Source organism: Rathayibacter sp. PhB186 (assembly GCF_003751825.1).
In the GTDB taxonomy this organism is placed as follows: Bacteria; Actinomycetota; Actinomycetes; order Actinomycetales; family Microbacteriaceae; genus Rathayibacter; species Rathayibacter festucae.
In genome coordinates, this window is sequence record NZ_RJKO01000012.1 from 37,879 (window position 1) to 63,113 (window position 25,235).

Consider the following 25,235-nt stretch of genomic DNA (forward strand, 5'->3'; position numbering starts at 1 on the left):
CGACCGGCTGAGCGTCCGACCGCCTCGCCGGCCGGGCGCCCGAGCGCGCGACTTCCGGCGCTCAGCCCGCGTGCCGCCCGGCCCGCGCCGGTCGCGTCAGCGCGACGAGCGGCGCCGGCACCGTGAAGAGCGGATCCCCCGGGATCAGCGCCAGCACCCGGCGGATCCCGAGCGACAGCGCGACGATCGCCGCCGTGAGCACCAGCGGGTAGAGCAGCGCCGCGACCGGCTTCTCGAGCAGCCCTGTCAGCCAGGCGGCGTCCGGGTTCGCGACGAGCGACCACAGCCCGAGCAGCGGCACCTGCAGCAGGTAGATCGGCAGCGTCCGCCGCCCGATCGCCGAGCCGACCCGCGCCGCCGGCGCCCAGCGGCAGAGCAGAGCCGCGCAGGCCACGGCGAGCGGGATCGCGCTCGCGCTCACCACGAAGCCAGCGATCTGCCCGGCCGCCCCGTCGACGACGCGCCCGCCCACGACCGCCACCAGGAACACCCCGAGCGGCACGAGCAGCACCAGCACGCCCGGCCGCGAGAAGCGGCGCAGCTGCTCGGCCCCGAGGACGCCGAGCGCGAAGAAGACGAAGTTGGCCAGCAGCGCGTCGCCGAACAGGATCACCCGCAGGTTCGTCGCGAGGAACCAGGCGGCGGTGCCGAGCAGCAGGATCCCCCACCACGGCACCCGCAGCGCCCGCAGCAGCACCAACACGAGCGGGTAGAGCGCGAGCGCGAAGAGGAACCAGAGCGTGGTCGTCGGGAAGACGAACTGCAGGAGGACGCGGTCGAGCGAGTCGATCGAGTGCGGGAAGTCCGGGCGCGCGAGCAGGGCGAAGAACACCGCGTAGAGCACGACCCACACCGCGTAGAGGTAGTAGTTCGAGACGAGCCGCACCCGCGCGGAGCCGCGACGCCAGCCGCGCAGCAGGCCGGACTGCGCGAGGAGCCCCGCCAGCGCGAAGAGGATCGGCATCCGGATGCGTCCGAGCGAGCCGCCGACCTGGTCCCAGAGCGCGGCGATCGAGGATCCGGGATCCGCGACGGTGGCGAAGCTCCAGATCAGGACGTGGAAGAGGACGACCGCGAGGACGCCGAGGCCGCGGGTCGTGTCGATCCAGGCGAGCCGCTCGCGCGCGACGAGCGCGTCCCCTGATCCCGTTGCCACGCGAACCAGTATGCGGGCTCGATGTGTCGTGGAAAACGCGACGTGCGGCGCGCGGCGTCGGTGCGCGGTGGTGGCTCGCGGTATTCGATCACGCGCCGGCCGTCGATTCGCGCCGTCAGCTCGCGCCGTCGAGCCGCCCGACCGCGGTGACCCGCACGACCGCGGCGCCCGCCTCGTCCGACTCCGCGAGATCGACCGTGGCGGAGATCCCCCAGTCGTGATCGCCGGCCGGATCGTCGAGGATCTGCCGCACCCGCCACTGGGTCGGCGTCTCGGTGACGAGCAGCATCTTCGGTCCGCGGGCGTCCGGCCCGATCCCGATCGAGTCGTGCTCGTCGTAGTAGTCGTCGAGCGCCTCGCCCCAGGCGTCGGCGTCGAAGCCGGCCGCCGCGTCCAGCTCGCCGAGCGCCTCGTGGTCGTCCAGCGCCGCGAGCGTGACCCGCCGGAACAGCTCGTTGCGCACCAGCACCCGGAAGGCGCGCTGGTTCGCGGTCAGCCGGCGCGGCGCGGGCGGCACGATCGCCTGGTCGGCGGCGTGCAGGGCCGGGTTGACCAGCTCCTCCCACTCGTCGACCAGCGAGGAGTCGACCTGGCGCACCAGCTCGCCGAGCCACTCGATCAGATCGTGCAGCTCCTCGTTCTTGATCTCGTCCGGGATGGTCTGCCGGGCGGCCCGGAACGCGTCGGAGAGGTAGCGCAGCACGAGCCCCTCCGAGCGGGAGAGCTTGTAGAACGCGCAGTACTCGCCGAACGACATCGCGCGCTCGTACATGTCGCGCACCACCGACTTGGGCGAGAGCTCGAAGTCGCGCACCCAGGGCTGCACGGCGGTGTAGGTCTCGAAGGTCGCCTCGAGCAGCTCCTGGAGCGGCTTCGGGTGGGTGACGCTCTCGAGCAGCTCCATCCGCTCCTCGTACTCGATGCCGTCCGCCTTCATCGCGGCGACCGCATCGCCCCGGGCCTGGAACTGCTGGGCGCCGAGGATCTGCCGCGGGTCGTCGAGCGTCGCCTCGAGCACCGAGATCACGTCCAGCGCGAAGGTCGGCGACTCCGGGTCGAGCACGTCGAACACGGCGAGCGCGAACGGCGAGAGCGGCTGGTTGAGCGCGAAGTTCGGCTGCAGATCGACGGTCAGCCGGATGCGGACCACGCCGTCGGCGTCGACGATCTGCTCGACGACCTCGGCGGTCCGCAGCGTGCGGTAGATCCCCAGCGCCCGGCGGGCCAGCTGCAGCTGCCGCTTCCACGGCTCGTGGTTGTCGAAGATCAGGGAGTGCACGTTCGCGAAGACGTCGCCGCCGCGCGCGATCACGTTGAGCAGCATCGCGGAGGTGATCGTCATGTGCGAGGTGAGCGTCTCGGGCTCGGCGTCGACGAGCTTGCGGAAGCTCGGCTCGCCCCAGCTGACGAAGCCCTGCGGCGCGCGCTTGCCGACCCACTTGCGCCGCTTCTTCGGGTCGTCGCCCATCTTGTCGAGCGCCTTGCGGTTCTCCGACTCGTGCTCGGGCGCCTGCACCACCACGGTGCCCGCGGTGTCGTAGCCCGCGCGGCCGGCCCGCCCGGCGATCTGGTGGAACTCGCGGGCCGAGAGCTGGCGGCTCTTCACGCCGTCGTACTTGGTCAGCGCGCTAAGCAGGACCGTCCGGATCGGCACGTTGATGCCGACGCCGAGGGTGTCCGTCCCGCAGATCACCCGCAGCATGCCCTGCTGGGCCAGCTGCTCGACCAGGCGGCGGTACTTCGGCAGCATGCCCGCGTGGTGCACGCCGATCCCGAGCCGGAGCAGTCGCGAGAGGGTCTTGCCGAACGCGGTCGTGAAGCGGAAGCCGCCGATCACCTCGGCGATGCGGTCGCGGTGCTCGCGGGTGGCGATGTTCGCGCTGGTCAGCGCCTGCGCCCGCTCGAGCGCGGCGGCCTGGGAGAAGTGCACGATGTAGACCGGCGCCTGGTTCGTCGAGAGCAGCTCCTCGATCGAGTCGTGGATCGGCGCGATCTCGTAGAAGAAGTGCAGCGGCACCGGCCGCTCGACGCCGGTGACCGTCGCGGTCTCGCGCCCCGTGCGCCGGGTGAGGTCCGCGGCGAGCGCCGTCACGTCGCCGAGCGTCGCCGACATCAGCACGAACTGCACGTGCGGCAGCGTCAGCAGCGGCACCTGCCAGGCCCAGCCGCGGGACGGGTCGGCGTAGAAGTGGAACTCGTCCATCACGACCTGGTCGACGTCCGTCTCGGCGCCGTGCCGGAGTGCCAGGTTGGCGAGGATCTCGGCCGTGCAGCAGATGATCGGCGCGTCCGGGTTCACCGAGGAGTCGCCGGTCACCATGCCGACGTTCGCGGCGCCGAAGACGTCGACCAGTGCGAAGAACTTCTCCGAGACGAGCGCCTTGATCGGCGCGGTGTAGTAGCTGCGCCGGCCGTTCGCCAGCGCGGCGGCGTGCGCCCCGATCGCGACCAGCGACTTCCCGGTGCCCGTCGGCGTCGACAGGATCAGGTTCGCCCCCGACGAGATCTCGATCATCGACTCGTCCTGCGCCGGGTACAGCGGCAGCCCGCGCGCCTCGGCCCACTCCGTGAACGCCAGGTACACCGCGTCGTCGTCGACGCGCCCGTCGGCGTCGGGCGTCGGCATCCGTTCGAGCAGCGTCGCAGTCATCCCCCCATCCTCCCGGAGTTTCCTGCGCCAGGGCCCCTCCCTGCTGGTCGAGTGCCTCCGCAGCGGCCGCACCCTGCCGGTCGAGTGCCTCCGCAGCGGCCGCACCATGCTGGTCGAGTAGCCGCGAAGCGGCGTATCGAGACCCACCCACCGGATGACGGTGGATCTCGATACGCCCTCTCCGAGGGCTACTCGATCACCATGCCGATGCCGGTCGAGCAGCCGCGCCGCGGCGTATCGAGACCCGCGCTCACGGGCGCGCTCGATCCGCGAGGGCCCGGCGCAGCCGCTCGACCGAGCGCTCGGGGTGCGGCAGGAACTCGGCCGCGACGATGCGCACCGGGTGCACACCGATCGCGAGGAAGTCGTCGTAGCGGCCGACGTCGCGCGCGAACTGGCGGTTGCTCGTGCGGTGTCCGTCGCCCTCGTACTCCCAGGACACCCGCTCCCGCTCGTACCAGCCGTCGGGCCGCCCGACGAAGACACCCGCCGACGTGAACAGCGGCACCTGGAGCTGCGGCTCCGGCAGTCTTGCCCGCACTGACGCGAGCCGGAAACGGGACTCCGGCCGCGACTCGGCGCCGTCGCGCACCAGCGCGATCGCCTCGCGCAGCCGCGCCGCCCCGCGCCCGCAGAACCACGCCACTCGCTCGCGGAGCTCCCCCAGCGGCACCCAGGGGCGCGGATCCTCCGGATCTCCGCGGTGCGGCGTCCGCACGAGCGCGTCGCCCGCCGCCACGAGATCGTCGAGCTCGAGCAGCGTGCCCAGATGGCAGAAGAGCGACGCCCCGTCGGTCATCGGCAAGCCGTGCCGGACGACGCGCCGTACCCGCGCATCGGAGACCGCGTGCCCGGCCACTCCCGGACGCCGTGCCGCCCGAGCCGGCGCGCGCACGCTGACGTGCAGCGGCTCACCCGGCAGGGCGCGCGGGAGCTCCAGCGGCCAGAGTCTCGCCGCGGTCAGATGGCTGAGGACCGCTCCCGGCCCGAGCAGGGCGAGGAGCGCCCGCGCGCGGATCTCGAGGTCCGGATCGACGCCCTCGACCCGCACGCCGTGGAACGGCGCCGTCAGATCGCCGCTGCGCAGGCGACCCCGGGCGAGACCGACGCGAGCGGCCTCGGCGACGGTGAACGGCCGCCCGAGGAGCTCGGCGGGAAGACGGGACGGCTGCGGCATCCCGCCACCGTGCCGCACGCGGACGCCTGAGAACCGCTCTCCACAGACCCGCCCGTTCTCCACACCCCGACCGCGCCCGCCGATCCGTCACGAACGGTCCCCTCTCGCATTCGGAGACGACCATTCGTGCCGGATCGACGCGAGCAATGGGCTGGGCGATCAGCAGGCTGGGGCCGGTCAGCAGTCCGCGGGTCAGGCGAGGGCGCGCTCGACGTACGGGCGCAGGTCGGCGGCGAGGCGCAGCTCGCCCGCGGCCTCGGCGTCGAGGAGGGTCTGCGCGTCGTCCGCGCGGCGCTCGACGAACCAGCGGCGCAGCGGCACGGCGCGCTCCGGGCGCGAGAGCAGCTCGATCGCGTCGCCGGCCTCGATGCTCCCCCGGTGCAGGACCCGCAGGTAGGCGCCGGTGCGCCCCTCGTCGGCGAAGCGCTTGACCCAGTGCGGCTCGCCGAGCACGCGCTGGAAGGTCGCGCACGGCGTCCGCGGCATCGTCACCTCGACCTCGACCTTCTCGCCGATCCGCCAGCGCTCGCCGATCACGGCGCCGGTGAGGTCGAGCCCCTCGACGCGCAGGTTCTCGCCGAACCGTCCGGGGGGCATCTCGTAGCCGAGCCGCTCCGCCCACCACTCGGCGTCCTCGCGGGCGTAGGCGTAGAGGGCCTTCGCCTCGCCGCCGTGGTGCGCGCGGTCGGCCTGCACGTCGGCGTAGACGCCGAGATCGCGGATGACGACCGGCCCCTCGACGGGGCGCTTGTCGATGGCGGTCACGCCGACCAGGCCCGGGTCCGGGAGCAGGCGGTCGACACGGCAGACGGCGAGGAGTCGGGGCATGCGGTCATGCTCTCACCGCACGGGCCTGCTCGCGCGCAGAGGCTCGCCGGTGGGCGGTGCGCAAGTGCTCGCCGCGTAGGCTCGCCGGGTGCGCGCCGCCCTCCCCGCTCCCCGTTTCGATCCGCTCCTCCTCGACGGCCTCGCGGAGGGCTACGCCGGCGACACCGGCGCCCGGGAGCACGCGGAGGGCCTCCGCTTCGACGGCGTCGACCTCACCGGCGCCGACCTGACGGCCGCGTCCTTCAGCGAGTGCGTGCTCGACGGCGTGGTCCTCGAGCGGGCGCAGCTGCGGGCCGCCTCCCTCGTGGAATCGCGGCTCGAGCGGCTGGACGTGCCGGGGCTGTCCGCGCCCCGCAGCCGCTGGCGCTCGATCGAGCTCGCCTCCTCCCGGCTCGGCTCGGCCGAGCTCTACGAGAGCACCTTCGAGCAGGTCCGCATCACGGACTGCAAGCTCGGCTACGTCAACCTGCGCGGAGCGACCCTGCGCGACGTCCTCTTCGAGCGCTGCACGATCGACGAGCTCGACCTGGGCGGGGCCACCGGTTCGCGAGTGGCCTTCACCGACTGCGACGTCCGCTCGCTGGAGCTGCCCGGCGCGAAGATCCAGGACCTCGACCTGCGCGGCGCCGAGCTGCACGTGCTCGGCGGTCTCGACGGGCTCCGAGGCGTCGCGCTCACGGAGCTGCAGCTCAGCCTGATGCTGCCGCTGTTCGCCGAGCACTTCGGCGTGCGGATCCTCGGCTGAGGCGGACCCCCGGCCCTATGCGCGCCGTCGCCCGATCCGCCGGCTGAGCGCGCGGCGCCCGAGCAGGAACACCCCGAGCACGATCGTCGTGACGACCACGAAGCTCAGCTGCACGCCCTGCCCGGAGAGCACCCGCAGCAGCATCCCGCCGGCCACCGTCACGACCCAGACCACGATTCCGGAGACGAGGATGCGATCCGGCGTCCGCCAGGCGCGCGCGATCACCCAGCCCAGCAGCAGCGCCGCGAGGAAGGGCCAGAGCGTCACGAGGAAGCCCTCGAGCACCGAGTCGCCGTCGTGCGTCCGCCGCCCGATCAGCACGAAGACCGCGACCAGGAGGACGTCCACCGCCAGGCCGAGCCCGGCGCGGCGGGTCACGCCGGCTCCGTCACGAAGTCGATCAGCTGCTCGACCCGGCCGAGCAGCGCGGGCTCCAGGTCCTTGAAGGTCCGGACCTGCCCGAGGATGCGCTGCCAGGCGCGCGCGATGTCGGCCTGCTCGTCGTGCGGCCAGCCGAGCGCCTGGCAGATGCCCTTCTTCCACTCGATCGAGCGCGGGACGTCGGGCCAGCGCTCGAGGCCGACGCGGGCCGGCTTGACCGCCTGCCAGACGTCGACGAAGGGATGGCCGACGACGAGGACGTGCGCGCCGTGCGAGCCGGCGGCGACCGCGTCGGCGATCCGCGACTCCTTCGATCCGCGGACGAGGTGGTCGACGAGCACGCCGATCCGCCGTCCCGGCCCGGGGGCGAAGGCGCGGACCAGCTCGTCGAGGTTGTCCACGCCCTCGATGTACTCGACGACGACGCCCTCGATCCGCAGGTCGTGACCCCAGACCTTCTCCACCAGCTCCGCGTCGTGTCGGCCCTCGACGTAGATGCGGCTCGGCAGCGCGACGCGCGCCTTCGCGTCCGCGACGTGGAAGGAGCCGGAGGCGGAGCGCGCCCGGCCGAGGTTCGCGTCGCGCTTGAGGCCGGGCGCCTTGAGCGACACCGGCTTGCCGTCGATCAGGAAGCCGGGGCCGATCGGGAAGACGCGGACCTTGCCGAAGCGGTCCTCGAGCTTCACCATCCGCAGCTCCACGCCGACGACGGCGCCGACGAATCCGGAGGCGACCTCCTCGACCACGAGATCGCGCTCGGCCTCGACCACCGCGACCGCGACCGTGTTCTTCGCCCGCCAGTTCCCGGCGAGCACGTCCTGCCCGTACCTGTCCTCGTCCATCGCCTCGAGGGTAGCCCGCTGCTGCGGATGATCATCACTCTCGATTGCCCGAATGTATTGCGATGCGTTTATGGATCTGGTCCACTGGTCCTGGCCGCCGACCGGTGGCCGCGTTCCTCGAAAGGCAGCACCATGAGCAGCACCGACCTCCACGCCGAGCACGACCTCACCGAGCACCAGCACGGCGACGGCTGCGGCCACACCACCGTCCAGCACGACGACCACGTCGACTACGCGCACGGCACCCACCGCCACGCACTGCACGGCGACCACTACGACGAGCACGGCGCGCACGCCGAGCACGTCGCCGCCGCCGACCAGTCCTGACCCGTTCGGCGGCATGCTGGTCGAGTAGCGCGAAGCGCGTATCGAGACCCACCCTCCAGACGACGGCGGATCTCGATACGCCCTCTCCGAGGGCTACTCGATCAGCATGAGCGAGCCGCCCATGCAAGACGGCGGCCGGCCCCGTCTGCCGGCGAGCACGACGCCGCCACCGCCCTTGCATGCTGGTCGAGTAGCGCGCAGCGCGTATCGAGACCCCGCCGCCGGCGAGCATGACGCTGCGAGACCCCGCTCCCAGCCGCGGTGAGTAGGCTGGCGGGGATACAACGTGCTCCGGGGTCGGTGAGAGTCCGAACCGGCGGTGACAGTCCGCGAGCCGCTGACCACTTCGGTGGGAGGCGGTTGACCTGGTGGAATTCCGGGACCGACGGTGAAAGTCCGGATGGGAGGCAGCACGAGCGTCGCGCGCGAGCGCGGCGCTGAACGGCGGTGCCCGCGCACCGCCGCTCGCACCCCGGAGTTCGGCGACGAACGGAACCGGGAATGACGATCGACTTCGAGCACGCGATGCGCAGGGCGCTGGCCCTCGCCGAGCGCGGCCCCTCGCGCGGCGTGAATCCGCGCGTCGGCTGCGTCCTCCTCGCGCCCGACGGCACCGTCCTCGCCGAGGGCTGGCACCACGGCGCCGGCACCGCTCACGCCGAGGTCGACGCCCTCTCCGCCCTCGCCCCGGGCGCCGCGACCGGCGCCACCGCCATCGTCTCCCTCGAGCCCTGCAACCACACCGGCCGCACCGGCCCCTGCAGCCGTGCCCTGATCGACGCCGGCGTCGCCCGCGTGGTCTACGCCGTCGGCGACCCCGGCGACCGCTCGGCCGGCGGCGGCGACACCCTGCGCGCGGCCGGCGTCGAGGTGATCGAGGGCGTCCTCGCCGAGGAGGCGGAGGAGTTCCTGCACGTCTGGCTCGCCGCGACCCGCCGCCGCCGCCCCTGGGTGACCCTCAAGTGGGCGTCCACGCTCGACGGCCGCACCGCCGCCGCCGACGGCAGCAGCCGCTGGATCACCGGCGCCGCGGCCCGGCAGCGCGTGCACGAGCAGCGCGCCGCAGCGGACGCGATCCTCGTCGGCACCGGCACGGTCCTCGCCGACGACCCGAGCCTGACCGCCCGCGGCGACGCCGGAGAGCTCCTCGCCGAGCAGCCGCTCCCGGTCGTCGTCGGCACCCGCGCCGTCCCCGTCGGCGCCCGCATCCTCGAGCACCCGCGCCCCCCGGTCCTCGAGCGCACCCACGACCTCGCCGCGGTCCTCGACCGCCTCTACGACGCCGAGATCCGCCACGTCTACGTCGAGGGCGGCCCGACACTGGCCTCCGCCCTCGTCGTCGACGGGCTCGTCGACGAGTTCCTCGTCTACCTCGCCCCGGCGCTGCTCGGCGGCCCGCGGCTCGCCCTCGACGACCTCGGCGTCGCGAGCATCGCCGGCGCGCACCGCCTCGATCTCCGCTCCGTGGAGGTCCTCGGCGGCGACCTCCTCGTCACCGCCCGGCCGGGCTCCCCCGCCCTCCGGCAGCCCGCCCCGCAGAAGGAGTCCTGATGTTCACCGGAATCATCGAGGAGGTCGGCGTCGTCACGGCCGTCTCGGCAGGGACCGACGCGATCCGCCTGACGGTGCGCGGCCCGCTGGCCGTCGAGGGCGCCCGGCACGGCGACTCCATCGCGGTCTCGGGCGTCTGCCTCACCGTCGTCGACCAGTCGGCGGACGGCTTCACCGCCGATGTGATGGCGCAGACCCTGCGGATGTCCACGCTCGACGGCGTCGCGATCGGCGACCCCGTCAACCTCGAGCGCGCGGCGCTGGTCGGCGACCGCCTCGGCGGCCACATCGTCCAGGGCCACATCGACGGCACCGCGACGCTGCTCGCGGTCACGCCCGGCGACGCCTGGCGCGTGCTGCGCTTCTCCCTCCCGCCCGCGGCCGCTCCCCTGGTCACCGACAAGGGCTCGATCGCGGTCGACGGCGTCTCGCTGACGGTCTCGGCGATCAGCCCCGCCACCGAGCCGGAGCAGTGGTTCGAGGTCTCGCTCATCCCCGAGACCCTGGCCGCCACCACCCTCGGCGCCCGCGCCGTGGGCGACCGCGTCAACATCGAGACCGACATCCTCGCCCGCCACGTCGAGCGGATGCTCGCGCTGCGGTCCGCCGCCGACGAAGGAGGCCGAGCATGAGCCTCGCCACGATCCCCGAGGCCGTCGCTGCCCTCCGCGCCGGCCGCCCGATCATCGTCGCCGACGACGAGGGCCGCGAGAACGAGGGCGACGTCATCGTCTCGGCCCAGCTCGCCAGCCAGGAGACGATCGCCTGGATGGTCCGCCACTCCTCCGGCTTCATCTGCGCCCCGATGACGAACGAGATCGCCGACCGCCTGGAGCTCCCGCTGATGGTCGTCGACAACGAGGACCCGCGCGGCACCGCCTACACGATCTCGGTCGACGCCGCCGACCGTCTCTCCACCGGCATCAGCGCCTCCGACCGCGCGCACACGCTCCGCGTGCTGGCCGACCCGGAGGCGACCCCGGCGCGACTGCACCGGCCCGGCCACATCCTGCCGCTGCGTGCCGTCGAGGGCGGCGTGCGCGAGCGCGACGGCCACACGGAGGCGGCGGTCGACCTGATGAAGCTCGCCGGGCTCGAGCCCGTCGGCGCCATCTCGGAGATCGTGGCCGAGGACGGCGAGATGATGCGCCTCCCCGGCCTGATCGCGCTCGGCGAGCGCGAGGGCGTGCCGGTCACCACGGTGGCCGCCCTGATCGCCTACCTCGAGGAGCACCACGCCGAGCTGGACGCCTCGAGCGTGGAGCCCGCCCGGGACACCCCGCGGGTGATCTTCGAGGTCGAGACGACCGTGCCGACCACGCACGGGCCGTTCCGGCTGCGCGCCTACCGCGACCGCCAGACCGGCGCCGACCACGTCGCCGTCGTGGCGGGCGACATCGGCGACGGTCACGGCACGCTCGTGCGGGTGCACTCCGAGTGCCTCACCGGCGAGGCCTTCGGCTCGCTGAAGTGCGAGTGCGGACCGCAGCTCGACGCCGCGCTCGACACGATCCAGCGCGACGGCGGCGTCGTGATCTACCTCCGCGGGCACGAGGGCCGCGGCATCGGCCTGATCAACAAGCTCCGCGCCTACCGCCTCCAGGAGGACGGGCTCGACACCCTCGACGCCAATCTCGCCCTCGGCCTGCCCGCCGACGCCCGCGACTACGGCGCCGCCGTCGGCATCCTCGAGGACCTCGGCGTCACCGACGTCCGCCTGCTCACCAACAACCCGGAGAAGGTGCGCCAGCTCACCGACCGCGGCATCACCGTGTCCGAGCGCGTGCCGCTGGTCGCCGGTGTCGGCGCCTTCAACCAGGGCTACCTCGCGACCAAGCGCGACCGGATGGGCCACTTCAGCGATCTCGACCCCCTCGTCGGACTCGACCCCCTCGACGCCGGACCCTCCGGCGCGACACCGAAGGAGTAAGCCATGGCCGGTAGCGGCGCCCCCACCACCTCCCCCGTCGACGGGAGCGGCCTCCGCGTCGTCGTCGTCGCGGGGACCTGGCACCAGCAGATCAGCGACGGGCTGATCGCCGGTGCGAAGGCCGCGCTCGACGAGTCCGGCGCCTCCTGGTCGCTCGTGCGCGTCCCGGGCTCGTTCGAGCTGCCGGTGGCCGCGAAGGCCGCCCTCGAGGCCGGCGCCGACGCGGTGGTCGCCCTCGGCGTCATCATCCGCGGCGGCACCCCGCACTTCGAGTACGTCTCGGACGCGGCGACCTCGGGCCTGACGAACGTCTCGATCCAGACCGGCAAGCCGGTCGGCTTCGGTGTGCTCACCCTCGACACCGAGCAGCAGGGCATCGACCGCGCCGGCCTGCCCGGCTCGAAGGAGGACAAGGGCCGCGAGGCGGCGGAGGCGGCGATCGCGACCGCGCTCGTCCTCCGCGAGCTGCGCGGCTAGCCGCGACCCCGAGCGCCGACGCCCCCCTTGTCGGGGGCGTCGGCGCACTTCGCGGAGAGGCGCTCTTGCTGAGAAGACCCGGAGTAAAGTGGACGGGTCGTCACGAGCGGCCCTACCCTCCCTCCCCCTCGGCCCCCGCGGCCCGCAGCGCCCGATCGACGCCGCCCCCGCCGGCACCGGGAGACCCCTCCACCGGAGCAGCCCTCTTCCATGTCTTCTTCCCGTACCGCAGCCGACGCTCCCGCCGCCGCCCCGCAGAACTCCCGGGGCCGGGTCATCCTGGCGAGCCTCATCGGCACCTCGATCGAGTTCTACGACTTCTACGCCTACGCGACGGCCGCCGTCCTGGTCTTCCCGTCGCTCTTCTTCGTCAACGAGGACCCGGCGGTCGCCCTCCTCGCCTCCTTCGCGGTCTTCGGCGTCGCCTTCATCGCCCGCCCGATCGGGTCGATCATCTTCGGCCACTTCGGCGACCGCGTCGGCCGCAAGGGGACCCTCGTCGCCTCGCTGCTCACGATGGGCATCGCGACCTTCCTGATCGGCTGCCTGCCGACCGCCCTCACGCCGGGCTGGGAGTTCCTCGCTCCGTTCCTGCTCGTCGTGATGCGCTTCTGCCAGGGCCTCGGCCTGGGCGGCGAGTGGTCCGGCGCCGCCCTCCTCGCGACCGAGAACGCCCCCGCGAACAAGCGCGCCATCTACGGCACGTTCCCCCAGCTCGGCGCCCCGATCGGCTTCATCGTCGCGAACGTGCTCTTCCTCGTGCTCGCGAGCACCATGAGCGACGAGACCTTCGCCGCCTGGGGCTGGCGCGTGCCGTTCCTCGCGAGCGCCGTGCTGGTGATCGTCGGCCTCTACGTGCGCCTCAAGCTCGTCGAGACCCCCGCCTTCCAGAAGGTCGTCGACAACGGCGAGGTGGCCAAGCTGCCGCTCGCCCGCGTCTTCAAGACCAGCTGGCGCCCGCTCATCCTCGGCACGTTCATCATGCTGGCGACCTACGTGCTCTTCTACCTGATGACCACGTTCACGCTGACCTACGGCACCACGCCCTCCGACGCGGCGACCCCGGGCCTGGGCTACAGCCGCAACGACTTCCTGATCATGCTGATCGTCGGCGTCGTCTTCTTCGGGGTCTTCACGCTCGTCTCCGGCCCGCTGGCCGAGAAGTTCGGCCGCCGTCGCACGCTGCTCGTCGTCACCTCGGCGATCCTCGTCTTCGGCCTGCTCTTCGTCCCGCTGTTCAGCGGCGGCTTCGCCGGCGTGATGGCGGTGCTGATCCTCGGCTTCACGCTGATGGGCCTCACCTTCGGCCCGATGGGCGCCGTCCTGCCCGAGCTGTTCCCGACCAACGTCCGCTACACCGGCTCGGCGATGTCGTACAACCTGGCGTCGATCCTCGGAGCGGCGCTCGCGCCGATCATCGCGGTGGCGCTCTGGCAGTCGGCCGGCGGCAGCACGCTGCTGGTGGGCCTCTACCTCAGCGGCGCGGCGGTGCTGACGCTGATCGCCCTGCTGCTCTCGAAGGAGACGCAGCACACGGCGTACCACGACAACGTGTCGTAGGACGCTCCTGCTCACTGCCTGTCCGGCCCGTCGGTTCCCCCGGCGGGCCGGACCCGTCTCCGGGCCCGTGCGACAGGACGCGGCGCCGGCGCTTCATGCCGGTCGACCCTTCTCATGCCGGTCGACCCTTCTCATGCCGGTCGACCCTTCCTGCTGGTCGACCCTTCATGCTGGTCGAGTAGCCCCGCAGGGGCGTATCGAGACCCACCGTGGTCAGCAGGGCGGGTCTGCAGACTCGCGTTCTGACGTCGGCGGATCTCGATACGCCCGCTCCGCGGGCCACTCGATCAGCGTGGCTTCCCGTCCCGATCGAGGGCCGGTTCGCAGCCACGAAGGGGCAAGATGGACGGCGGTCCACAAGAAGTACGGCACGGCGTGAGCGAGGACGAACGAGCGATGAGCAGCACCACGGAGAGCACGCGCGGCGGACGGCGGCCCCGCCGCGGCAAGGACGACGGACCCCGCGCCTCCTTCTCACAGCTCGTCCCCTACCTGCTGGAGCACCGCGGCATCCTCTCGGTCGTGGTGGTGCTCAGCCTCTTCGGCGCCGCCGCCAGCCTCGCCCAGCCGCTCGTCGTCGGCCAGGTCATCACCCGCGTGCAGGACGGCCTCGACCTCGGCCCGCTGGTCTGGGCGCTCCTCGTCCTCGTCGTCGCCTCCGGCCTCATCTCCGGCTTCGCGCACTACCTGCTCCAGCGCACCGGCGAGGGGATCGTCCTCTCCAGCCGCCGCCGGCTCGTCGCGCGGCTGCTCCGCCTGCCGATCCGCGAGTTCGACGCCCGCCGCACCGGCGACCTCGTCTCGCGCGTCGGCTCCGACTCCACGCTGCTGCGCGCCGTGCTCACCCAGGGCCTCGTCGACTCGATCGCCGGCTCGCTGCTCTTCGTCGGTGCGATCGTCGCGATGGCGATCATCGACTGGGTGCTGCTGCTGATCATCGTGGTCGTCGTCGCCGTCGCGCTCGGCGCTGCGCTGACCCTCGGTCGCGGCATCCGCGTCGCGAGCCGCAAGGCGCAGGAGAAGGTCGGCGACCTCGCCGCCGCCGTCGAGCGCGCGATCAGCGCCGTCCGCACCATCCGCGCCGCCGGCGCCACCGACCGCGAGATCGCCGTCGTCGACACCCACGCGACCGAGGCCTACCGCCTCGGCATCCGCGTCGCGCACATCTCGGCGCTCGTCGTCCCGGTGGCCGGCATCGCAATGCAGGTCGCCTTCCTCGCCGTCCTCGGCGTCGGCGGCTACCGCGTCGCCTCGGGCGCGATCGACATCGCGCAACTGGTGTCGTTCATCCTCTTCCTCTTCATGATGGTGATGCCGCTGGGCAACTTCATCGGCGCGATCACCTCGGTCAACTCGGCGCTCGGCGCGCTCGGGCGGATCCAGGAGATCATCGACCTGCCGATCGAGGGCGACGGCGAGCGCGACGGCGGCGGCCTCGGCCCGGGCGTCGCCGACTCCGCGATCGCCTTCGACGACGTCGTCTTCTCCTACGACGAGAAGGCCCTCGACACCGACGAGGACGCGCGCGACCGCACCGTCCTGCGCGGCGTCTCGTTCGCAGTCCCGCGCGGCAAGCGCACCGCCCTCGTCGGCCCGTCCGGCGCCGGCAAGAGCACGATCCTCGCGCTGATCGAGCGCTTCTACGACCCCGAGGCCGGCGTGGTCCGGCTCGGCGGTGTCGACATCACCGCCATCGACCGCGACGCCCTCCGCGCGCAGATCGGCTACGTCGAGCAAGACGCGCCGGTGCTGGCCGGCACCCTCCGCGAGAACCTCGTGCTCGGCCGACCGGACGCCTCCGACGAGGACTGCCTGCGGGTGCTCGAGGCCGTGAACCTCACCGACGTGCTCGAGCGCAACCCGCTCGGACTGAACGCGCCCGTCGGCGAGAGCGGCGTCATGCTCTCGGGCGGTGAGCGCCAGCGCCTCGCCATCGGGCGCGCGCTCCTCGCGGCCCCGCCGATCCTGCTGCTCGACGAGTCGACCTCGAGCCTGGACGGCCTCAACGAGCAGCGCCTGCGCCTCGCGATCGACGCGGTGGCCGAGAACCGCACGCTGCTCGTCATCGCGCACCGCCTCTCGACGGTCGTCGACTCCGACCAGATCGTGGTGCTGCAGAAGGGCGAGGTCGTCGGGATCGGCACGCACTCCGAGCTCGTCGAGTCGACGCCGCTCTACCGCGACCTGGCCAAGCACCAGCTGCTGGTCTGAGCACGGCCCCCGCCCGGTCAGCGCGGCGGCATCCGCAGCGCGCCGTCGAGGCGGATCACCTCGCCGTTGAGCATCGGGTTCTCGATGACGTGGCGGACGAGCGCGGCGAACTCCGACGGCCGGCCGAGCCGGGCCGGGTGCGGCACCGCCTCGCCGAGGGCGGCGCGCGCCGCCTCCGGCAGCCCGGCGAGCAGCGGGGTGTCGAAGGTGCCGGGTGCGATCGAGACGACGCGGATCAGCGCGGAGGCGAGCTCGCGCGCGAGCGGCAGGGTCAGCGCGGCCACGGCGCCCTTCGAGGCGGCGTAGGCCGCCTGCCCGATCTGCCCCTCGAAGGCGGCGATCGACGCCGTGGTGATCAGGACCCCGCGCTCGCCGTCGATCGGCTCGCCCTCGGCGATGACGGCCGCCGCGAGCCGCAGGACGTTCAGCGTGCCGACGGTGTTGATCCGCAGGACCCGCTCGAAGGCGTCGAGCGCCAGCGGTCCGTCGCGGCCGAGGAGCCGCCCCGGCGTGGCGACGCCGGCGCAGGTCACGGCGATCCGCAGCCCCTCGGCGGCCGTCACGGCCCGCTGGACCGCGTCGGCGTCGAGGACGTCGCCCGGGATCCGCAGAATCGACTCCGGCAGGTCGGCGCTGTCGAGCGCCGTCGGCAGATCGAGGACGACGACGCGCGCTCCTGCCTCGGCGAGGGCCCGCACCGTCGCGGCTCCGAGACCCGAGGCTCCCCCGGAGACCAGCGCCGCGCAGCCCTCGACGCGCATCAGGGGGCGATCGTCGGGGCGGGCGCGTCGGTGGAGAGCGCCTCGGCGGAGCAGTCGGTGAGGGTGCGGTCGTAGTCGGCGATCGCCTCCTGCGCGGCCAGCCACTCCGACTCGCTCAGGGAGCCGTCCGGGGCGGCGGGCCGCTCGTTCAGGCCGTAGCGCGCGAGGCACCGGGTGATCAGCTGGGAGACCTCATCACCCTCGGTCACCGCTCCGGTCGCGACGGGCGTCGGCTCGGTCGCGCGGATCGTCCGCGCGGGCGTGGCACCGGAGTCGGGCACCTCGGCCGGGTCCAGCGCGCAGCCCGCGAGCGGGGCCAGCAGCAGCACGGCCGCGACGGCCGACGGCAGGCGGGCGGCGCGGAGCCGGGAGCGCTCGGACATGGACGACCTCGGGAGTGGATGACGGCGGAGGACGGCACGGCGCCGGAGGAGCGGTGCCGGCCGGGTTCGTGGCGAGCGTAGCGCAGGCGCTCGGACCGGGGCGTCCGGGGTGCGCGGAACGACGGGCCGCGGCCCTGACGGGGGGGGTCAGGGCGCCGCGAGCGCCCACATCGCGACCGCACTCGCCGCCGCGACGTTCAGCGAGTCGATCCCGTGCCGCATCGGGATCTGCACCGCGACGTCCGCGGCGGCCAGCGCCTCCGCGGTGAGCCCCTCCCCCTCGGTGCCGAGCACGAGCGCGACCCGCTCCGGGGCGGCCGCCGCGAAGTCGCGCAGCGGCACCGCCTCCGGGGTCAGCGCCATCGCGGCGATCGTGAAGCCGGCCTCGTGCAGCAGCGCGCGCGTGCTCGGCCAGTCGCCGACCCGCGTCCAGGGCACCTGCAGCACCGTGCCCATGCTGACGCGGATCGCCCGGCGGTAGAAGGGGTCGGAGCAGCGCGGCGTCACCAGCACGGCGTCGGCGCCGATCGCGCCGACCGAGCGGAAGATCGCGCCGACGTTGGTCGGGTCGACCACGTTCTCGAGCACGACCACGCGGCGCGCGCCGGCGAGCAGCTCCGCGGGGTCGGCCAGCACCGGCCGGTCCAGCGCGGCGATCAGGCCGCGGTGCAGCGTGTAGCCGGTCAGCTCGGCCAGCAGCTCACCGGGTCCGGTGAAGACCGGCACGTCCCGGTCGCCGAGCAGCCGCTCGGCCTCCTCGACCGAGCCGCCGAGCGAGAGCACCGAGCGCGGCCGGTGGCCGGCGGCGAGCGCCCGCTCGAGCACCAGCGCCGACTCCGCGAGGTAGAGCCCGTGCGGGCCGCGGGCGTTCTTCAGCGCGACGTCCGTGGCGTGCGCGTAGTCGCGCAGCCGCGGGTCCTCGAGCGAGCGGACCTCGATCAGCTCCACAGATCAGGCGAACGGGTCGGGGGTGAGCGTGTACTTCGTGCTGAGGTACTCGTGGATGCCCTCGAGCCCGCCCTCGCGGCCGAGCCCCGACTGCTTGACGCCGCCGAACGGCGCCGCGGCGTTCGAGACCACACCGACGTTCAGGCCCATCATCCCGGTGGCGAGCCGCTCGATCATCCGCTGCCCGCGGGCGAGGTCACGGGTGAAGACGTACGAGACCAGCCCGAACTCGGTGTCGTTGGCGAGGGCGACCGCCTCGTCCTCGTCGCGGAACGGCACGATCGCGAGCACCGGGCCGAAGATCTCGGTGCGCAGGATCTCGCTGCCGGGCGCGACCCCCGCGAGCACCGTCGGCTCGTAGAAGTGCCCCGCTCCGTCGATGCCGTGCCCGCCGACCCGGACCTCGGCTCCGCGCTCGACAGCGTCCTCAACCAGCGAGGCCGCCTTCTCGACCGCGCGGTCGTCGATCAGCGGACCGATCGTGATGCCCGCCTCGGTGCCGCGGCCGACGGTCAGCGCGCGGACGCGCTCCGTGACGCGGGCCGCGAACTCCTCGGCGATCGACTCGTGCACGAAGAAGCGGTTCGCGGCCGTGCAGGCCTGCCCGATGTTGCGGAACTTCGCCAGCATCGCGCCCTCGACCGCGCGGTCGAGATCGGCGTCCTCGAAGACGACGAACGGCGCGTTGCCGCCGAGCTCCATCGAGGTGCGCAGGACGCCCTCGGCCGCCTGCTGCAGCAGCGTCCGCCCGACCGGCGTCGAGCCGGTGAAGGAGAGCTTGCGCAGCCGCGGGTCCGACAGGATCGGCTCCGACACCGCTCCGGCCGAGGAGGTGGTGACCACGTTGACGACGCCGTCCGGCACCCCGGCCTCGGCGAGCAGGGCGGCGAAGGCGAGCGTCGTCAGCGGCGTGAGCTCGGCGGGCTTCACCACGACGGTGCAGCCGGCGGCGAGGGCCGGGGCGATCTTGCGGGTCGCCATCGCGAGCGGGAAGTTCCACGGGGTGATCAGGTAGCACGGGCCGATCGGGTGCTGCGAGACGATCATCCGCCCCGTGCCCTCCGGGTTCACGCCGTAGCGGCCCGAGATGCGCACCGCCTCCTCGCTGAACCAGCGGAGGAACTCGCCCCCGTAGGCGACCTCGCCGAGCGCCTCGGCGAACGGCTTGCCCATCTCCAGCGTCATCAGCAGGGCGAAGTCGTCCTTGCGCTCCTGCAGGAGGTCGAACGCGCGGCGGAGGATCTCCGCGCGCTTCCGGGGCGCGGTCGCGGCCCAGGCCGGCCCCGCCTCGACGGCGGCGTCGAGCGCCCGCAGGCCGTCCTCCGGAGTCGCGTCGGCGATGGTGCGGATCACCTCGCCGGTGGCCGGATCCTCGACGTCGATCGTGCCGCCGCCCGAGCCGTCGACCCACGCGCCGCCGATGAGCAGCTGCGACGGGACGCGGGCGAGCAGGGCAGCCTCGGCGGCGCTTCGAACGACGGAATCACTCACGAGAACACTCTTCCTGTGCGGATCGAGTCGCGCGGACCCCGCACGACGACGCTTCTCAGTCTACGACCGCCCCCGGACGCACCTCAGGAGCCGGTCACCCCTGTGGACGGACCGGCCCCTGTGGAGGAGGGAAGCACGGTGGAGGAGGGAAGCACGGTGGAGGAGACCTCGACGCGCACACCCGCCTCGGCCAGCTCGCGCAGCGCCGCGGCGCTCGCCTCGGGCGAGACCCCGGCGACGAGGTCGGAGAGCACGCGCACCTCCAGGCCGGCCGCGCGCGCATCGAGGGCCGAGGCCCGCACGCAGTAGTCGGTGGCGAGCCCGACGACGTCGAGCTCGGTCACGCCCAGGCGCTCGAGCAGCGTCGGAACCGGCGCGCCGTCGTCCGCCGTCCCCTCGAAGGCCGAGTAGGACGGCCGGCCCTGGCCCTTGCGGATGTGCACGTCGACCGCGTCGACAGCGAGGGCCGGGTGGTACTCCGCGCCGGCCGTCCCCGCCACGCAGTGCACCGGCCAGGTGTCGACGAAGTCGGGCTCTGGGGCGAAGTGCCCGCCGTTGTCGGAGTCGCCGTCGTGCCAGTCGCGCGAGGCGAGCACCGTCGTGTAGCGGCCGGCGCTCGCGGCGAGGTGCGCGGTGATCCCCTCGGCGACACGGGTGCCGCCGGCGACGGCGAGGGCGCCCTCCTCGGTGAAGTCGTTCTGCACGTCGACGATCAGGAGTGCCGTGGTCATGGTGGTCCTCTCGGAGCGGGAGCGGGAGCGGGAGCGGGAGCGGGGGCGGGAGCGGTGCGGGAGCGGAGCGGTCGGGTCGGTCAGGAGTCGGAGAGCGCGCCGCCGCAGCGGTAGACGCCGGTGACGAGCGTGTCGATGGCGGTCTTCGCCGAGTCGGAGACGTCGCCGAGCGCGTAGACGGCGAAGGTGAGCGCGGTGCCGTCCTGGGCGTCGACCACGCCGGCGAGCGTGTAGCCGGTGTCGATCCAGCCGGTCTTCGCGCGGACGGCGCCGTCGGCCACCGCGTTGTCGCCGGCGAAGCGGTCCGCGTAGGAGAGCGAGCCGGTGCGCCCCGAGACCGGGAGGCCGTCGAGGAGGACGCCGAGTTGCCCCTCCCGCGCCTGGACCTTCCGCAGCAGGCTCGTGAAGTACGCCGGAGCCACCGCGTTGTCGTCGCTGAGCCCCGAGCCGTCGACGATCGTGATCCCGGCCGTGTCCACTCCGTAGCCGGCGAGGCCCTGGAGGACGCCCGCCTGCTCGGCGCCGAAGTCGTTGCCCGAGCCCGTGCGGATCGCGACCAGCCGCGCGAGCATCTCGGCGATCGCGTTGTCCGAGACGAGCAGCATCTGCTGCACGAGGGTGCTCACCGGGGCCGACTCGACGCTGCCGAGCACCCGCGCTCCGGCCGGGGCGGTGCCGGTGCTCACCGTCGGCGAGCCGGACAGCTCGTCCGCGAAGGCGTCGCCCGCCCGGCCGATCGGGTCCTCGCCGCGGCGGGAGGTGGCGGCGGTCGGATCCGCCCGGTCGCCGTCGACCTGCAGGGCGGTGATCTCGGGCATGTAGCCGTCGGTCTGCTCCTTGCGGTTCCAGCTCGGCTGCCAGGTGTCGCCGGAGTAGAGCGAGGCGTCGAGCACGACCGAGGAGATCGTGGTGCCCGCGGTCGCCGGGTCGGCGTCCCAGGCGGCCTCGACCTGCGCGGCGAGGTCGTCGAGGTGCGCGGCGCCGGCCTAGACCGACTCCTGACCGCTCGGCAGTCGGCTGAGCGTGAGGTCTCCCCCGCCGACCAGCACGACGCTGCCGGCCGCGTCGCCCGCGACGACGGTCGTGGCGATCCGGGTGTCCGGGCCGAGGACGGCGAGCGCGGAGGCGGCGGTGAGGATCTTGAGCGCGGAGGCGGTGCGCGAGGCGGTCGTGCCGCCGCGGTCGAAGAGCACCTCGCCGGTCGCCGCGTCGACGACCCGCGCCTGCATCGAGCCGAGGCGCGGATCCGCCGCGAGCTCGGCGACGGAGCAGGTGCGCAGCGCCTCGGTGGTCTCGGTGCCGGCGGGGCGGGCGGTCGGCGTCGGCGTCGGCGTGGCCGTCGTCGTCGCGGTGGTGGGTGCCGAGGCGGTGGGCGCCGCGGCGGGAGTCGCCGTGCGGCCGATCGCCGTCCCGGCGCCGAAGGCTCCGACGCCCAGCAGCACGGCGACGATGGCCGCGGCGACGACGAGGGCGCGCGGCCGGCGGCGGGGCGGGGTGTCGGTCATCCGGACCAGGGTAACGGGCCGGGATCGACGGGGCCTGGGGGCCGGAGATACGGGGCGATGGCTGCACTCGCGGCTAGACCACGGGGAAAGATGCGGAGCCGCCTGTCGGAATCGAACCGACGACCTTCTCATTACGAGTGAGACGCTCTACCGACTGAGCTAAGGCGGCGTGCTCGCGAGGCGCTGGCCCCGGACACGATTACACAGCATAGCCTGCTCGCGGGCCGGGGCGTGAATCGAGGCGCGGGGCCCGCCGGCTACTCGGCGAGCGCGCCGCGCAGCTCCTCGAACGAGTGCACGATGAGTCCCGGGAGCGCGTCGCGACCGTCGTGGTCGACCCAGCCGGCCCAGGCGTGCCGCATGGCGGCGAGGCCGAGCAGGGTGAGCATCCGGGCCCGGCTGCGCACCGCCTCGGCGTCCGTCCCGCCACGGGTGAGGCGCTCGGCGACCAGGTCCTCGATCGCGAGCTCGAACTCCCGCATGCCGGCGATCTTGAGGCCGACGAGCTGCGGGTGCTCGCGGAAGAGGCTGCGCCGCAGCAGGTGCAGCTCGCGGTCCTCCTCCCCCGGGACCTCCGCCGCCGCGACGAAGACCGCCTGCAGGTCGACGAGGAGCGGCGCGTCGCCCGCGAGGAACGCGGCGGCCGTCTCGTCGGAGATCACCGGCAGGCCGCCCACCAGCGCGTCCTCCTTCGAGGCGAAGTAGTTGAAGAAGGTGCGCGTGGAGACGTCGGCCGTCCGCGAGACGTCCTCGATCGTGACGCGGTCCGGCCCGCGCTCGCTCGCGAGCCGCAGCACCGCGGTCTCGATCGCGCGCCGGGTCGCGAGGCGCTTGCGCTCCCGGAGGCCCGGCTGCTCCGGCGCGCCGCGGCGCTCCTGCTCGGTCAGCACTGCGGGTCCTCCTCGGGGACGACGCCCTCGAGCAGGTACGCGTCGACCGCGTCGTTCACGCACGAGTTCGACTTGTTGTAGGCCGTGTGGCCCTCGCCGTCGAAGGTCACGAGGTGCCCGTCGGACAACTCCTCCGCCAGCGCCTGCGCCCAGACGTAGGGGGTCGCCGGGTCGTTGGTGGTGCCCACCACGAGAATCGGGCCCGAGCCCTCCGCCGTGATCGGCGCCCGCGAGCCCTCGAAGGCGGCCGGCCACTCGCCGCAGAGGATGTCGCCGTAGGCGAGGTAGCGGCCGAGCGTCGGCGCCGCCGCCTCGAGCTCCGCGGCGTCCGCCCGCATCGACTCCGTCTCGGCGTCGTAGGCGTAGTCGACGCAGTTGATCGCGAGGAAGGCCTCGGTCGCGTTGTCGCTGTAGTCGCCGTCGGCCGTCCGGCCGTTGTAGGCGTCCGCGTACTGGAAGGCGATCTCCGCGCCGCCTTGCCGCACGTCCGTGAGCATCTCGCTCAGCCCGCCCCAGGAGGAGGCGGAGTAGAGCGGGTAGACGATCGCGGTGAGCAGCGTGCTCGAGCCGAGCTGCCGGCCGTCCTGGGCGCGGATCGGCGAGGCGTCGACCCGCTCCAGCATCGCGGCGACCTGCGCCATCGCCTCGTCGACCGTGCCGGTGAAGGGGCAGCCCTCGCCGCCGAGGCAGGCGGTGAGATACGCGCGCAGGGCGCTCTCGAAGCCGATCGCCTGCTCGCGGACGACGTCGAGCGAGGTCGCGGCCGGATCGATCGCGCCGTCGAGCACGAGCCGGCCGACGCGATCGGGGAACAGGCCGGCATAGGTGGCGCCGAGGAAGGTGCCGTAGGAGTAGCCGAGGTAGTGCAGCGACTCGTCGCCGAGCGCCGCCCGCAGCACGTCGAGATCGCGGGCCGCGCTGGTGGTGCCGACCTCCGGCAGCAGCGCGCCGCTGCGCTCCTCGCAGGCGGCGGCGAAGGCGGCCGAGGCGGTGCGCTGGGCGGCGATCCACTCGTCGCTGCCGCGCTCGCCCGGGACGATGTCGTAGAGGTAGGAGTCGAGGCCGGCGGCGTCGAGGCAGGACACCGCGGTCGAGGCGCCGACACCGCGCGGGTCGAAGCCGACCACGTCGAAGCGGGCGGCGAGCTCGTCGTCCACGGCGAAGTCCAGGCTGTCCCGGATGAGGTCGACCCCGGACCCGCCGGGTCCGCCCGGGTTGACCAGGAGGGAGCCGATCGCGTCCCCGCCCGTCGCCGGGTGGCGGACCAGGGCGATCGAGGCGGTCTCGCCGGCCGGGGCGTCCCAGTCGAGCGGCACCGTCGCGTCGGTGCACTGCATGCCCTCGCCGCAGTCGTCCCAGACCAGGACCTGGCCGTAGTACTGCTCGAGATCGGCGTCGACCGCCTGCGGGGCGGGCGTCGAGGTGCGCTCGGGCGAGGGTCCGGGAGCGAAGCAGCCGGAGAGCAGCGCGACCGCTGCGCCGACCGCGGCGAGCGCCGTCCAGCGGCCCGGGCGCCTCACGCGGCCACCGGGCGCCGCGCGGCGACCACGAGCATCGCCTCGAGGGCGAGGACGGGCGAGACGTTCGCGTCGATGCGCTGCCGGGCCTCCGCCACGGCGTCGAGCACCGCGAGCGTGCGCTCGGGGGCGGTGGCCGAGGCGAGCGCCGTCATCTCGCTCCGCACCTCCTCGTTGATCACGCCGCCGGGGGCGCCGAGCTGGAGGCGCACGACGTCGCGGTAGAGCGAGAGCAGGTCGACGAGGATGCGGTCGAGGCCGTCGCGGAGGCTGCGCGTCGCCCGGCGCTTCTGGTCCTCCTCGAGAGTGCGCAGCTGCGAGCGGAGCTGGGCGGGGATCGTGCCGCCGGGCTCGACACCGAGCGAGCGCAGCGCCTGCTGGCGCTCGACCTCGTCGCGCTCGAGCGTGTAGGCCTTCGCGTCCTCGGTGGCGACCTCGATCATCCGCGCGGCACCGAGCACCGCGTCGGACACCCCACGCAGACTCAGGGCGATCCGGAGGGTCTCCTCGCGCCGCTCGCGGGCGTTCGCATCGGTCGCGAGCCGGTGCGCCATGCCGATGTGGCTCTGGGCCTGGCGGGCGGCGCGCTCCGCCGTCTCCGCGTCGACGCCGTCGCGGCGCTCGAGCAGGCCGGCAACGTCCTCGACGCTGGGGACGCGCAGGCGCACCGAGCGCACCCGCGAGCGGATCGTCGGCAGGAGGTCGGCCTCGCTGGGCGCGCAGAGGATCCAGACGGTGCGCTCGGGCGGCTCCTCGAGTGCCTTCAGCAGGACGTTCGAGGTGCGCTCGCTCATCCGGTCGGCGTCCTCGATGACCATCACCCGGTAGCGCGAGACCGACGGCGAGTACTGCGAGGAGGAGACGAGACGGCGCACCTCCTCGATCGAGATGATGACGCGCTCGGTGGCGAGGACCGCGAGGTCGGGGTGCGAGCGGGCGGCGACCTGCGCGCAGTCCGGGCACTCGCCGCAGCCGCCGCGGCGGCAGAGCAGCGCGGAGGCGAACGCGTAGGCGAGGTTCGACCGGCCGGAGCCGGGCGGCCCGGTGATCAGCCAGGAGTGGGTCATCGAGGTCGACTCGTGCCCCCTCTCATCGCGGGGGGTCGAGGCGTCGCGCAGGGCGCCGATGGCGTGCTCCTGGCCGACGAGCTGGCTCCAGACGGTCACGGATCCAG

Annotated in this window: 24 protein-coding genes, 1 tRNA gene and 1 riboswitch; of the genes, 8 read left to right on the forward strand and 17 right to left on the reverse strand. The window is 73.5% G+C overall.

Annotated elements, in window-relative coordinates:
* Window positions 1-61: 61 nt before the first annotated feature.
* From EDF45_RS20075 to EDF45_RS20090, 4 genes are all read right to left on the reverse strand, one after another.
* Complete coding sequence (locus tag EDF45_RS20075; protein WP_185020294.1) at window positions 62-1,156, reverse strand: acyltransferase; 1,095 nt, start codon at window positions 1,154-1,156, stop codon at window positions 62-64.
* Between the two features lie 115 nt (window positions 1,157-1,271).
* Window positions 1,272-3,806, reverse strand: coding sequence for an RNA helicase (locus EDF45_RS20080; RefSeq protein ID WP_123737587.1), 2,535 nt, complete (start codon window positions 3,804-3,806; stop codon window positions 1,272-1,274).
* 250 nt (window positions 3,807-4,056) lie between these two features.
* Window positions 4,057-4,983 (reverse strand): hypothetical protein, encoded by a 927-nt coding sequence (locus tag EDF45_RS20085; RefSeq protein WP_148060345.1) that lies wholly within the window; start codon window positions 4,981-4,983, stop codon window positions 4,057-4,059.
* A 192-nt stretch (window positions 4,984-5,175) separates the two neighbouring features.
* Entirely contained in the window at window positions 5,176-5,811 is a 636-nt protein-coding gene (locus EDF45_RS20090; RefSeq protein ID WP_123705180.1) for an MOSC domain-containing protein, read from the reverse strand.
* An 88-nt stretch (window positions 5,812-5,899) separates the two neighbouring features.
* Here EDF45_RS20090 and EDF45_RS20095 point away from each other — a divergent pair, with 88 nt between their 5' ends.
* On the forward strand, window positions 5,900-6,556 hold the full coding sequence (locus EDF45_RS20095; RefSeq protein WP_123737585.1) for a pentapeptide repeat-containing protein: 657 nt from the start codon (window positions 5,900-5,902) through the stop codon (window positions 6,554-6,556).
* A 15-nt stretch (window positions 6,557-6,571) separates the two neighbouring features.
* Here the strand turns inward: EDF45_RS20095 and EDF45_RS20100 are convergent, their stop codons facing one another.
* Both EDF45_RS20100 and EDF45_RS20105 read right to left on the reverse strand, forming a co-directional pair.
* Window positions 6,572-6,934: a DUF3054 domain-containing protein gene (locus tag EDF45_RS20100; protein WP_123737584.1), complete on the reverse strand. Its 363-nt coding sequence runs from the start codon at window positions 6,932-6,934 to the stop codon at window positions 6,572-6,574.
* Window positions 6,931-7,779 carry a DUF3097 domain-containing protein gene (locus tag EDF45_RS20105; RefSeq protein WP_123737583.1) on the reverse strand — a complete coding sequence of 283 codons (849 nt, stop codon included), beginning with the start codon at window positions 7,777-7,779 and terminating at the stop codon, window positions 6,931-6,933. Before EDF45_RS20105 ends, EDF45_RS20100 begins: the two co-directional genes overlap by 4 nt.
* Window positions 7,780-7,911: 132 nt before the next feature.
* Here EDF45_RS20105 and EDF45_RS20110 point away from each other — a divergent pair, with 132 nt between their 5' ends.
* The 7 genes from EDF45_RS20110 (at window position 7,912) to EDF45_RS20140 (ending at window position 15,835) form a co-directional block, all read left to right on the forward strand.
* Entirely contained in the window at window positions 7,912-8,106 is a 195-nt protein-coding gene (locus EDF45_RS20110; protein ID WP_123447667.1) for a zinc transporter permease, read from the forward strand.
* A gap of 283 nt (window positions 8,107-8,389) precedes the next feature.
* Window positions 8,390-8,523, forward strand: a riboswitch (FMN riboswitch).
* Window positions 8,524-8,607: 84 nt separating this feature from the next.
* Window positions 8,608-9,657 (forward strand): bifunctional diaminohydroxyphosphoribosylaminopyrimidine deaminase/5-amino-6-(5-phosphoribosylamino)uracil reductase RibD, encoded by a 1,050-nt coding sequence (gene ribD, locus EDF45_RS20115; RefSeq protein WP_260312331.1) that lies wholly within the window; start codon window positions 8,608-8,610, stop codon window positions 9,655-9,657.
* Window positions 9,657-10,289 carry a riboflavin synthase gene (locus tag EDF45_RS20120; RefSeq protein ID WP_123737582.1) on the forward strand — a complete coding sequence of 211 codons (633 nt, stop codon included), beginning with the start codon at window positions 9,657-9,659 and terminating at the stop codon, window positions 10,287-10,289. Before ribD ends, EDF45_RS20120 begins: the two co-directional genes overlap by 1 nt.
* Window positions 10,286-11,587 carry a GTP cyclohydrolase II gene (gene ribA / locus EDF45_RS20125; protein ID WP_123737581.1) on the forward strand — a complete coding sequence of 434 codons (1,302 nt, stop codon included), beginning with the start codon at window positions 10,286-10,288 and terminating at the stop codon, window positions 11,585-11,587. Before EDF45_RS20120 ends, ribA begins: the two co-directional genes overlap by 4 nt.
* A 3-nt stretch (window positions 11,588-11,590) precedes the next feature.
* On the forward strand, window positions 11,591-12,064 hold the full coding sequence (ribH, locus tag EDF45_RS20130; RefSeq protein WP_123447670.1) for a 6,7-dimethyl-8-ribityllumazine synthase: 474 nt from the start codon (window positions 11,591-11,593) through the stop codon (window positions 12,062-12,064).
* 210 nt (window positions 12,065-12,274) lie between these two features.
* On the forward strand, window positions 12,275-13,624 hold the full coding sequence (locus tag EDF45_RS20135) for an MFS transporter (RefSeq protein WP_123737580.1): 1,350 nt from the start codon (window positions 12,275-12,277) through the stop codon (window positions 13,622-13,624).
* 396 nt (window positions 13,625-14,020) lie between these two features.
* A complete protein-coding gene (locus EDF45_RS20140; protein WP_123737579.1) occupies window positions 14,021-15,835 on the forward strand; it encodes an ABC transporter ATP-binding protein in 1,815 nt (604 codons plus the stop codon).
* Between the two features lie 17 nt (window positions 15,836-15,852).
* Here EDF45_RS20140 and EDF45_RS20145 read toward each other — a convergent pair whose 3' ends face one another.
* The 11 genes from EDF45_RS20145 to EDF45_RS20190 form a co-directional block, all read right to left on the reverse strand.
* Complete coding sequence (locus EDF45_RS20145) at window positions 15,853-16,596, reverse strand: SDR family NAD(P)-dependent oxidoreductase (protein WP_123737578.1); 744 nt, start codon at window positions 16,594-16,596, stop codon at window positions 15,853-15,855.
* Window positions 16,596-16,979 carry a hypothetical protein gene (locus EDF45_RS20150; protein WP_123737577.1) on the reverse strand — a complete coding sequence of 128 codons (384 nt, stop codon included), beginning with the start codon at window positions 16,977-16,979 and terminating at the stop codon, window positions 16,596-16,598. The genes EDF45_RS20145 and EDF45_RS20150 overlap by 1 nt, the downstream gene beginning before the upstream one ends.
* 147 nt (window positions 16,980-17,126) lie before the next feature.
* On the reverse strand, window positions 17,127-17,927 hold the full coding sequence (locus EDF45_RS20155; protein ID WP_123737576.1) for an RNA methyltransferase: 801 nt from the start codon (window positions 17,925-17,927) through the stop codon (window positions 17,127-17,129).
* 3 nt (window positions 17,928-17,930) lie between these two features.
* Entirely contained in the window at window positions 17,931-19,418 is a 1,488-nt protein-coding gene (locus EDF45_RS20160; protein WP_123737575.1) for an NAD-dependent succinate-semialdehyde dehydrogenase, read from the reverse strand.
* Between the two features lie 83 nt (window positions 19,419-19,501).
* Window positions 19,502-20,149 carry an isochorismatase family protein gene (locus EDF45_RS20165; protein ID WP_123737574.1) on the reverse strand — a complete coding sequence of 216 codons (648 nt, stop codon included), beginning with the start codon at window positions 20,147-20,149 and terminating at the stop codon, window positions 19,502-19,504.
* A gap of 80 nt (window positions 20,150-20,229) precedes the next feature.
* Window positions 20,230-21,042, reverse strand: coding sequence for a D-alanyl-D-alanine carboxypeptidase/D-alanyl-D-alanine-endopeptidase (gene dacB / locus EDF45_RS21860; protein ID WP_397460067.1), 813 nt, complete (start codon window positions 21,040-21,042; stop codon window positions 20,230-20,232).
* A 93-nt stretch (window positions 21,043-21,135) separates the two neighbouring features.
* Window positions 21,136-21,654, reverse strand: a complete 519-nt coding sequence (locus EDF45_RS21990; RefSeq protein ID WP_397460068.1) for a D-alanyl-D-alanine carboxypeptidase — start codon at window positions 21,652-21,654, stop codon at window positions 21,136-21,138.
* A gap of 96 nt (window positions 21,655-21,750) precedes the next feature.
* Window positions 21,751-21,823, reverse strand: a tRNA-Thr gene (locus EDF45_RS20175).
* 88 nt (window positions 21,824-21,911) lie between these two features.
* Window positions 21,912-22,544 (reverse strand): TetR/AcrR family transcriptional regulator, encoded by a 633-nt coding sequence (locus EDF45_RS20180; RefSeq protein ID WP_164874522.1) that lies wholly within the window; start codon window positions 22,542-22,544, stop codon window positions 21,912-21,914.
* Complete coding sequence (locus EDF45_RS20185) at window positions 22,538-24,064, reverse strand: alpha/beta hydrolase (protein WP_123737573.1); 1,527 nt, start codon at window positions 24,062-24,064, stop codon at window positions 22,538-22,540. The genes EDF45_RS20180 and EDF45_RS20185 overlap by 7 nt, the downstream gene beginning before the upstream one ends.
* A complete protein-coding gene (locus EDF45_RS20190; protein ID WP_123705195.1) occupies window positions 24,061-25,227 on the reverse strand; it encodes a DNA polymerase III subunit delta' in 1,167 nt (388 codons plus the stop codon). Before EDF45_RS20190 ends, EDF45_RS20185 begins: the two co-directional genes overlap by 4 nt.
* Window positions 25,228-25,235 lie beyond the last annotated feature (8 nt).